The organism is Phaeodactylibacter luteus (assembly GCF_007993045.1).
Classification (GTDB): domain Bacteria; phylum Bacteroidota; class Bacteroidia; order Chitinophagales; family Saprospiraceae; genus Phaeodactylibacter; species Phaeodactylibacter luteus.
Map to the genome: position 1 here is coordinate 37,387 of NZ_VOOR01000044.1, position 9,759 is coordinate 47,145.

6 protein-coding genes are annotated in these 9,759 nt (G+C 49.1%); all 6 read left to right on the forward strand.

The annotated features are described in order from the left end of the window. Nucleotides 1-40: 40 nt before the first annotated feature. Nucleotides 41-2,797 (forward strand): class I SAM-dependent DNA methyltransferase, encoded by a 2,757-nt coding sequence (locus FRY97_RS17225; RefSeq protein WP_147168811.1) that lies wholly within the window; start codon nucleotides 41-43, stop codon nucleotides 2,795-2,797. Next, nucleotides 2,794-3,216, forward strand: a complete 423-nt coding sequence (locus FRY97_RS17230; protein WP_147168812.1) for a DUF1016 N-terminal domain-containing protein — start codon at nucleotides 2,794-2,796, stop codon at nucleotides 3,214-3,216. Before FRY97_RS17225 ends, FRY97_RS17230 begins: the two co-directional genes overlap by 4 nt. Next, nucleotides 3,213-5,264 (forward strand): DEAD/DEAH box helicase, encoded by a 2,052-nt coding sequence (locus FRY97_RS17235; RefSeq protein WP_147168813.1) that lies wholly within the window; start codon nucleotides 3,213-3,215, stop codon nucleotides 5,262-5,264. The genes FRY97_RS17230 and FRY97_RS17235 overlap by 4 nt, the downstream gene beginning before the upstream one ends. After that, nucleotides 5,257-6,465, forward strand: a complete 1,209-nt coding sequence (locus FRY97_RS17240) for a GIY-YIG nuclease family protein (RefSeq protein WP_147168814.1) — start codon at nucleotides 5,257-5,259, stop codon at nucleotides 6,463-6,465. The genes FRY97_RS17235 and FRY97_RS17240 overlap by 8 nt, the downstream gene beginning before the upstream one ends. Nucleotides 6,466-6,512: 47 nt before the next feature. Next, nucleotides 6,513-7,799, forward strand: coding sequence for a hypothetical protein (locus FRY97_RS17245; RefSeq protein WP_147168815.1), 1,287 nt, complete (start codon nucleotides 6,513-6,515; stop codon nucleotides 7,797-7,799). 10 nt (nucleotides 7,800-7,809) lie between these two features. After that, a partial coding sequence (locus FRY97_RS17250; protein ID WP_147168816.1) for a tetratricopeptide repeat protein occupies nucleotides 7,810-9,759 on the forward strand: 1,950 nt, incomplete at its 3' end.

The following is a 9,759-nucleotide window of genomic DNA, read 5'->3' on the forward strand; positions in this document are numbered from 1 at the left end:
AGCCCGGAAAATATTAAATTGTAATGCTTAAGCATCAACCATGAACGCAGTAGAAATAGAAGAAGCCGTCTCCCAACTGGTCAGCCAACCCTTTGACCCAGACGAGTTTCCCTTTGCCTTCCTGGAAGCCTATGGGAATAAGGAAACGACCGTCAAGCGCCTGCGGAAGGGCAACTCCAATAAGTCTAAGATGGAAGGCGGGGTGCTGCAGCGCAACAACATTCACATTGCGACCTGCGAACCGGGCGCGGTAGCGGATACGCTGCGGCAGCTGCAGGAAGCCCGGGAAACCGCCAAAAATAAAGCTAAATTCGTACTCGCTACCGATGGCGAAGAGTTGCAGGCCGAAAACCTGAACAGCGGAGAGACCCTGGCGTGCGCCTACCCCGATTTCCATCAACACTTTACTTTCTTCTTTGAGCTGGCGGGCATCAGCACCGTAAAGGAGATACGGGAAAGCTCCTTCGACATCAAAGCCACGGGGCGGCTCAATAAGCTGTACATGGAGCTGCTGCGCGCCAATCCTGACTGGGCGACTCCGGAGCGCAAGCAGGACATGAACCACTTCATGGCCCGCCTCATCTTCTGCTTTTTTGCGGAAGACACGAGTATTTTTGCTGGCGATAACCTCTTCACGGGCACAGTGGAGCAGATGAGCGCGCCGGATGCTTCCAATATGCACGAGATCATCGGGGAGCTGTTCCGGGCGATGGATGTCAAAACGGAGGAGCGCGAAGCACAGGGTATCCGTACCTGGGCGCGCAAATTCCCCTACGTCAACGGGGAGCTGTTTTCCGGGGCGACGGACTGCCCCCGCTTTACCAAGATTGCCCGCTCTTACCTGCTGCATGTGGGGCGGCTTGACTGGCAGCAGATCAACCCGGATATCTTCGGCTCTATGATACAGGCGGTGGCGGACGAGGACGAGCGGGGCTCCCTGGGGATGCACTATACCTCCGTGCCCAATATCCTGAAGGTGCTCAACCCGCTCTTCCTGGATGAGCTGCGGGAGCAACTGGAGGAAGCGGGCGACAACCCCCGTAAACTGCTCAACCTGCGCAAGCGCATTGCCCGCATCCGCGTTTTTGACCCGGCCTGTGGCTCGGGCAACTTCCTGGTCATTGCCTACAAGCAACTGCGGGAAATCGAGCACGAGATCAACCTCCGGCGGGGAGAGCCGGACCGCCCCACCGAAATTCCCCTGACCAACTTCCGGGGCATAGAGATCAAAGGATTTTCTGCCGAAATTGCCCGCCTGGCGCTCATCATAGCCGAGTACCAATGCGATGTGCTCTACCTGGGGCAGCAGCTGGCCCTGGCGGAGTTCCTGCCGCTGGATGCGGAAAACTGGATTACCTGCGGGAATGCGCTGCGCCTGAACTGGCTGACGGTTTGCCCGCCTACGGGTACGGGGGTAGAACTAGGTGGAGATGACCTCTTTAGTGCACTACAGCAGCAAGCGAATATTGATTTTGAGAATGAGGGTGGGGAAACGTTTATTTGTGGGAATCCGCCGTATTTGGGCTCTACCTGGCAGTCTAAAGAGCAGAAATCGGACCTGAAAGAAATTTTTGCAAAGTACACGAAAAGCTGGAAGTCGCTGGATTATGTGGCAGGCTGGTTTATGAAGGCAGCTGAGTACGGTACGCATACCAATGCCTCTGCCGCTTTTGTATCAACGAACTCGATCTGCCAAGGGCAGCAAGTGCCAATTTTATGGCCTTTGATTTTTAAAAAGGAATACGAGATTAGTTTTGCTCATACTTCTTTTAAGTGGGCTAATTTAGCGAGTTATAATGCGGGGGTGACTGTTGTTATCGTTGGGATTTCAAGTCAACCCAATAAGGTGAGACGGTTATTTTCATTGGATGAGCAAAATGAAACGATTGAGAAGAAGGCCGAAAATATCAATGCTTACCTTACTCCATCTGAAAATGTAATCGTTCAGAAAATATCCAAACCGATGTCTGAAGTCTACGAAATGCGGTTTGGTAATAAACCAGTGGATGGTGGGAACCTTCTTTTATCTAAAGATGACTTATCAAGTCTCAATTTCAATAATATTCAACAAAAGAAGTTCATTCGCCGAATTTATGGATCTGCTGAGTTTATCCGTGGATTGAGCCGCTATGTACTCTGGATAAAAGATGACCATTTGGAAGAAGCTTCTATGATCCCTCCCATTTCTAAGCGTATTGAAGCAGTAAAAGAAATGCGATTAGCAAGTCGGGATAAAAGCGCAAATAAAATGGCGGAGCGTGCTCACCAAATGCGCGAAATGAATATATCAGAAGTATGGACGATTGTAGTACCGAGGACATCCTCAGAAAGGAGAAGGTTTCTACCTACAGGGTTAATCGGAAACTATGCTACGGTTACAAGTGAAACATTTGCTCTCTTCGACGCCCCCCTCTGGAACCTAGCCCTCATCGCCTCAAAACTCCATCTGGTATGGATAGCCACCGTTTGCGGTAAGTTAAAAACCGACTATCGCTACTCCAACACCCTCGGCTGGAACACCTTCCCCGTCCCCCAGCTGACTACCAAAAACAAGGAAGACCTGACCCGCTGCGCCGAAGACATCCTGCTCGCCCGCGAGCGCCACTTCCCAGCCACGATAGCCGAGCTGTACGACCCGGAAAAGATGCCCGAAGACCTCCGGCATGCCCACGAGCGCAACGATGAGGTGCTGGAGCGCATCTACATCGGCCGCCGCTTCAAAAACGATACCGAGCGCCTGGAAAAGCTCTTTGAACTGTATACGGAAATGACTGCAAAAAAATCGGATAGATCATGAACCCACATCGGAATGTAGAAGAAAAGCTTTACACGCAAATAGGGGAATTGCTTTCCCTCGCGAGAAGAAAAGTGGTCAGTCAGGTCAATCAGACGATGGTCGTCACCTATTATGAAATCGGTCGGATCATCGTTGAAAATGAGCAAGGGGGAAATGAACGGGCGGAGTATGGTAAAGGAATCCTGAACGGGCTTTCGAAGCGTTTGTCCCAGGATTTTGGCAGAGGGTTCTCAACGGATAATTTGGAGAACATGAGACGGTTCTATTTGACGTACTCAAAATCCGAGACACTGTCTCGGAAATCTGAACTTCCTGATTTTCGGTTAAGCTGGTCCCATTACCTCAAACTAATGAGAATTGAAGACGAGGCTGGGTACAGCGTCTCCTTTGGCAGTGACCATAAAAAAGTACAAGCATGACCCCTAGAAAAAACATCCCATCCGTTGCCGTCCACTACAAAAGCACCGGCAGCTCCATTACTTCCAATGAGCTGGGTATGCGCGCCATGCAGGAGCGGGCCTACGAAAAGCGGGGGGAGCAATACCTGCTGCTCAAATCGCCCCCCGCATCTGGCAAAAGCCGGGCGCTGATGTTCATTGCGCTGGACAAGCTGAACCGGCAAGGTATCAAGCAGGCCATCATTGCCGTGCCGGAAAAATCCATCGGTTCCAGTTTCGCCAATGAGCCGCTGACAAAGTTTGGCTTTTACTACGACTGGGAAGTTGCGCCAAAGTGGAACCTGTGCAATGCGCCTGGGGAAGACGGCAGCAAGGTGAACGCCGTGAAGTCATTCCTGGACAGTGAAGACCGGGTGCTGGTCTGCACCCACGCCACCTTCCGCTTCGCCGTGGAGCGCTTCGGCATCGAGCCCTTTGACAATCGCCTGATTGCCATTGATGAGTTCCACCACGTAAGCGCTGATGAAAACAACGTGCTGGGTACGCAGCTCAAGCAGTTTATCGAGCGGGATAAAGTCCACATCGTGGCCATGACTGGCTCCTACTTCCGGGGCGACGCCAACCCGGTGCTTATGCCGGAAGACGAGGCGAAGTTTGAACCCGTCACCTACACCTACTACGAGCAGCTCAACGGTTATCAGCACCTCAAAACGCTGAATCTTGGCTACTACTTCTACAGCGGGGCCTATGCTGATGAAATTCTGAGCGTACTCAACCCCAATGAAAAGACCATCATCCACATCCCCAATGTAAACTCCCGGGAAAGCATGGGCGATAAGATCAAGGAAGTGGATCACATCATCCACGAATTGGGCGACTGGCAAGGTGCCGACCCGGAGACGGGTTTCTATTTGGTAAAAACCGCCACCGGCAAAGTCATCCGCATTGCCGACCTGGTCGACGACGACCCGAGCAAGCGCAACCGGGTAGCCGCTGCGCTGCGTTCGCCCGAAGCCAAAAAGAACCGGGACTATGTGGACATCATTATCGCCCTGGGCATGGCCAAGGAAGGCTTCGACTGGGTATGGTGCGAGCACGCGCTGACGATTGGCTACCGTTCCAGCCTCACCGAGATTGTGCAGATCATCGGGCGGGCTACGAGAGATGCGCCAGGTAAAGTTCAAGCCCGTTTTACCAATCTGATTGCTGAGCCTGATGCTTCTGAGGATGCCGTCACAGATGCCGTCAATGATACCCTAAAAGCCATCTCCGCCAGCTTGCTGATGGAGCAGGTATTGGCGCCCCGTTTCAACTTCACGCCCAAAAAAGCCGATAGCGGCCCGGTCAAAGGCTACGATTACGGGGAAGAAGGCTACGACCCCAATAAGGAAAACATAGGCTTCAATGAAGAGTCCGGTCAGTACCAAATTGAGATCAAAGGACTGACCGAGCCCAAAAGCGAGGATGCCAAACGCATCTGCAAGGAAGACCTGAACGAAGTGATTGCCGCCTTCGTACAAGACAAGGAAGCCGTAGGCCGGGGCCTGTTTGATGAAGAAGCGGTACCACAGGAGCTGACCCAAATCCGCATGGGCAAGATCATCAAAGACAAATACCCCGAGCTGGATTCGGAGGATGTGGAGTCGGTGCGCCAACACGCTATTGCCGCGCTGAACCTGACGCAGAAAGCCAAGGAAATCATCAACGGGGACGAGGGGCTCAGCGCAAAAGCCAATACAGCACTGATAGACGGCATCCGTAAATTTGCCATGGACGTGCGCGAGCTGGATGTAGACTGGATCGACAGCATCAACCCCTTTAGCGAAGCCTATTCCATTCTGTCCAAAGCCATGACCGAGAGCAGCCTCAAGGCGATGGCAGAAGTCATAGCCGCCAAAAAGCACAACATTTCCGTAGAAGAGGCAAGGGATTTGGCCAAGCGGGCGTTAAAGTTCAAGCAGGAACTCGGCCGGCTCCCGGACATCAAGTCTTCAGATCCCTGGGAGCAGCGCATGGCGCAGGGTATCGCGGTATTGGCAAGACTAAAAGCGGAACAATCGAATGGCTAAGAAGGACAAGTTTACGAAAGAAGATGAGGACCTGCTGGCAGAACTTGGCGTAGAGGTAGAGGCCAAAAAGGCCAAAAAATATACGGCGAAGGAGGAGCGCATCATAGCCGGTTTTGAGGAAATCCAAAAGTTTGTGGAAGAACACGGGCGGTTGCCACAGCACGGCGAAGAGCGGGACATCTTTGAGCGCCTGTACGCCGTACGCCTTGACCGTATCCGGGAACAAAAAGAATGCCGGGAACTACTCCAAGACCTGGACACGCAAAACCTGCTCACCGCTCAGCAATCCGCCGACCTTTCCATACCCGATGACATAAACGACGATGAGCTGCTGGAAGCCTTGGGCGTGGAGGTGGATAGCGACGCTTCCATCACCAAGCTGAAGCACGTGCGGTCAAGTGCCGATAAGCGCGCAGTGGAAGAAGTCGCCAACCGTACCCGCTGCGAGGATTTTGAGCAATTCAAGCCGCTGTTTGAGCGCGTGCAAAAGGAGTTGGATGCGGGTATCCGCGAGACCATCCGCTTCCGCAAAGACGCCGGTTTTACCAAAACGGAACTCAAAAAGGCCCAATTCGTGATCGTGGGCGGCCAAATGGCTTATATCGCCGAGGTTGGGGAGTCCTTCAAAGCCCCGAACGGGGAAGAAGACGCAAGGCTGCGCGTCATCTACTCCAACGGCATGGAAAGCAATATCCTGCTGCGCTCGCTCATCCGGGCCATGTACAAAGACGAGACGAGCCGTTTTGTTACCGACCCCAAGCTGGGCGGCTTATTCTCCGGCGAGATTAGCGAGGACGATCAGTCGAGCGGAACGATTTATGTTTTGCGCAGTCAGTCCACGCATCCTACCATACAAGAAAGCCGGGACGTCATCCACAAGATTGGCGTAACCGGTTCCGATATTAAGAAACGGATCGCCAATGCCAAAAACGAGCCCACATTCCTCATGGCGGATGTGGAGGTCGTGGCTACTTATCAGCTTGCGAACATCAACCGTTTCAAGTTGGAGCGGCTCATCCATCAGTTTTTTGACCATGCCCGGATTGATGTCGAGATTAAGGACCGGTTTGGGAAGCCGGTACGGGTGCGGGAGTGGTTTTTGGTGCCGCTTTTTGTGATTGATGAGATGGTGGAGAAGGTTATGGATGGGACGATTGGGGATTATTATTATGATGTGGGGGCGGCGCGGTTGAGGCGATAGCCCATGTAAGTTTAAATGATTACCTAAGTTTTAATTTCACTGTCATTATGAAAGTAATTTGTTTTAACGACGAGAAATATCCTAACCCAAAAGGTGAGGGGGATAAAGATTTGGTTATTGAAACTTATAACCTTTTTAGGGAGTCAACAATTCTTGATGCAGAACTTTTAGTTTGGAATCTAAGTTCGACTTACTATTTTCTACCGGTAGATAAGCGTAGACCAGAGGTTTACACAGTAAGTAACCTAGACTACTATAAGCCAGGGCTTGAAAGAAGGAGGAAGGAAATAAAAGAATTTTTAGAAAGGGGGAGAGTGATAATTATTCAAAAGCCATATGTAAAACCGATAATCTTAAAGACTGAAGAAGGGGAGGAATTAACTCTTGATTTCTATAGTTTTATGGGTATAGAAAAGCCTATTATAGAGACTGTTTCTGGAGATAGAATGACTACTCGGAGAGGGGATGAAGCTAAAGTATTTCTAAGCAAACATTCCCATTTATTGGTTTACGAGAATGAATTCATTAAGAGCTATGGTAAGCCACTATTTTTTATTAATGATACAGATCATATCGTAGGTCAATACATTATTAAAGAAAGAGGCGTGATTATTTTTATGCCCACTATTAGAAATTTGGATGTAAGTAATGTAACTCGTTTTTTCTATGATCTGCATAGTTTCGCACTGAGCTTGAAAAATGACCTTGGATTAAATAGAGGCGAGTTTTTGATGCCCGAATGGGCTTATGGAGTTCAAACAAAGGAAGAAGTTTCTCTAAGAAAAAGGCTGGATGAGATTGAAAAATTAGGTCTTGAAATAAAAAGAGAGATAGACCTTTTTGAAAAGCAAAAAACCCTTTTTACTGGCACTGGATTTGAACTGGTGGAGATTGTAGAGTATGCTCTTCGGGAGCTTGGGTTTAATGTTGTTGCCAAGGATACTTTCAAGGACGACTTAATTATTTCAAAGGATGATGAAATAGCTATTGTCGAAATCAAAGGCGTCAAAAAAAGTGCAACCCAGCGGCATGCCGTACGGCTGCATAAATGGGTGACAGACTACTTTTTTAGGCACGAAGTCAATCCTAAAGGCATACTGATCGTGAATACCTATAAAGATACACCTCCAGGCCAGAGAAAAGAGATTGATTTTCCATCACAAATGATGGAATATGTCAATCAAATGAAAATATGCTTAATGACGGGAGTTGAGCTTTTTATTCTGATTACGGCTTTCAAAACAGGGAGAATGTCGCAAGAAGAAATAGAGAAGTTGCTTTTTGAGACTGTAGGGCAAGTTAAACTACCGTTTTCGCTAGAGGATCTCTACTAAAATAGAAGCTATGCCACGAAAAAGGCTCACCCTTAAGGACAAGCAAAAGAAAAAGCAACAGACCAGTTTTGTTGGGAGAACGGAGCAACTCACCGCTTTCCAGGAGAATTTGAATCTCAGTGCAGAATCAGATGCCTTTATCAATATTTTCAATATTTACGGGCAAGGAGGGGTCGGTAAAACTACCCTACTGCGCAAATACGAGGACTCCTGTGGGCGCAAAGATGTTCTGACTGCCTACACCGATGAAGGGGTAAAAGATGTGGTAGATTTCATGGCATCTGTTGCAAGCGAACTGGAAAAGAAAGGCCATCCGCTGAAAAAATTCAACGAGCGCTATAAAGTCTATCGGCAAAAGAAGCAAGAGCTGGAAGCCGACCCTAAAGCCCCGGAAGGGCTTGCCGTATTTATGGAGAGTAGTATTGTTAAGAAATCTGTATTAGGCTCAGAAAGTGGGTTCGTAGGACTCATTATGGATATGGTGTACACCAATAGATTATCTAAATATGAGGGGAAATGGGAATGGGCGAACTTCGTAGCGAAAAAAATCGGCAATAAAGACGAAGTTCAACTTGTACTGGAACCGATTGAGGTACTCACCCCGATTTGGCTGGAAGGCTTGGTGGATATAGCGGAAGACCAACGGGTATGCTTACTCATTGATACCTATGAAATGGTAAGCACCTTCTTGGACGAATGGCTTTACAAAGTAATAGATAACCGTTACGCTGATTTCGATGCCAATATCCTGCTGACTATTGCGGGCCGTCATCCACTCGATGAAAACCGCTGGAGCGCATACGCCGAGTTCTGTGCGGCATTTCCAGTAGATCCTTTTACGGAAGAAGAAGCGAACACTTTTTTAGATCAACGGAAAATTACGGCAGAACCAGTACGAGCCGCTATAAAGAAACTATCTGGTAATGTGCCCGTCCTAATGGCCACACTTGCCAAAGCCTCTCCGGATAAAGTGGAAGACTTAGACGACGTCAGCCATCTGGCGGTAGATCGTTTCCTAAAATGGATAGAAGACCCCAATAAGAGGGTCGCAGCGCTCTACGGAGCTGTGCCTCAGGAACTGAATATAGATGTTCTAAAACAAGTCTTACCAGAAGATACTGCAGCGGAAGCGTTTGATTGGTTGCAAAGTATGCCCTTCGTACAAAAGCGTGCCAAACAGTGGGCTTATCACCCAGTAGTACGAGAGCAGATGTTGAAGTACCTCCGTTTGCGCTCTTTGGAAGATTGGGTGGAACTTCAACAAAAACTGTACGCCTATTATCAAGCTAAGCAATCGGCTTTAAACATTGAACAGCAGAAGCAGTACAAGAACGAGAATTGGCAACAATTCGCTTTACGTATGCTTTACCATGGCTTCTGCGGGCAGCCGGAAGCTTATTTGCCAACTGCATTGAATGCGTTCGTAGCTGCATTGGATGAAAAGCAATCCTTTGCATTAGAAGTCGCCCGGACCTTGCGAGATGCTGAGGTAGATACTGAACTGGCACAGGAGCGGCAATGGGGAGAAGCGATGGAAAATGCACTGGAGGAATATGACAAAGAACAGTACCGTAAGCTGGAACGCTTGATGAAGCGCTTATTGGATGCTGGTCATCTTAATGAGGCGCAACGGCCACTCGCTTATTCCTGGCAGGCTAATTGTTTGAGGCTTTCTGGAGAGTATGAACGCGCGATTGAACTATTCTCTAAGTCAATTGGAATAAGGAAAGACTACAAGGAGGCAATTTTTTATCGTGGGCTGTTGAATCTTCATTTTGTTAAATACGAAGCGGCGCTGTCGGATTTCAACCGTGCTATTGAACTTGATCAGGAATACGGTTGGGCTTTGGCAAATCGAGGAGAAACGTACCGTCAGTTGGGCAAATACGAAGCGGCGCTGTCGGATTTCAACCGATTAATTGAACTTGATCAGGAATACGACTGGGCTTTGGTAATTCGA

Bases quoted from the DNA above. Each gene is read 5' to 3' on its own strand.
- FRY97_RS17225 (WP_147168811.1), top strand. From the start codon at position 41: ATGAACGCAGTAGAAATAGAAGAAGCCGTCTCCCAACTGGTCAGCCAA.
- FRY97_RS17230 (WP_147168812.1), top strand. From the start codon at position 2,794: ATGAACCCACATCGGAATGTAGAAGAAAAGCTTTACACGCAAATAGGG.
- FRY97_RS17235 (WP_147168813.1), top strand. From the start codon at position 3,213: ATGACCCCTAGAAAAAACATCCCATCCGTTGCCGTCCACTACAAAAGC.
- FRY97_RS17240 (WP_147168814.1), top strand. From the start codon at position 5,257: ATGGCTAAGAAGGACAAGTTTACGAAAGAAGATGAGGACCTGCTGGCA.
- FRY97_RS17245 (WP_147168815.1), top strand. From the start codon at position 6,513: ATGAAAGTAATTTGTTTTAACGACGAGAAATATCCTAACCCAAAAGGT.